This is a genomic window from Parendozoicomonas verongulae, from assembly GCF_009711465.1.
GTDB lineage: Bacteria > Pseudomonadota > Gammaproteobacteria > Pseudomonadales > Endozoicomonadaceae > Sansalvadorimonas > Sansalvadorimonas verongulae.
On sequence record NZ_SMME01000348.1, the window covers coordinates 1 to 607 of the forward strand.

The following is a 607-nucleotide window of genomic DNA, read 5'->3' on the forward strand; positions in this document are numbered from 1 at the left end:
ACTGAACAACCACCGACTGAAGTCGGTGGGTTAGCTTGAAGGACTGAAAGTCCGGATACGCGTCAAAGACGCGTTGTTGGAGTCAACCTTCAGTCCTAAAGTTATCATCATCTTTGGGTTCAAAATGATGCTCGAGATATTCCTTAATCATTTCATCTGTCACGTTACCTGACGTTACGCAGAAATAACCTCGCGCCCAAAAATGGCGACCCCAATAGCGCTTCTTCAAATCAGGAAAACTTTCGAAAAGCTTCGACGAGGTTCTCCCTTTTATCCGACGCATGATTTCACTCGGTGCCATATTCGGTGGAGCAGACACCAGCAAATGCACATGATCCTTACTGACAACCCCTTTCAGAATCTCTATCTCAAAAGCGTGACACGTTTGCCTGATCAGCTCTCTTGCACGGTATCCAACATCTCCCTTGAGAACCTGATACCGATATTTCGTGACAAACACGAAATGGTAGTTAATCCTGAAAACTGTGTGACTACCGTACCTGTACTCCATCGCAGCCCTTCTACACCGAGTGAACCGCGATAAACTATCACAGCTAAAGCTGACCGGCTAAAGCCGGTGGTTTTAACCTTGAGAGAGACCAATAAA

Annotated in this window: 1 protein-coding gene; it reads right to left on the reverse strand. The window is 46.1% G+C overall.

Translation table 11 applies throughout. The features are described 5' to 3' along the window. Window positions 1-82: 82 nt before the first annotated feature. On the reverse strand, window positions 83-511 hold the full coding sequence (tnpA, locus tag E1189_RS00655; RefSeq protein ID WP_155158207.1) for an IS200/IS605 family transposase: 429 nt from the start codon (window positions 509-511) through the stop codon (window positions 83-85). Window positions 512-607 lie beyond the last annotated feature (96 nt).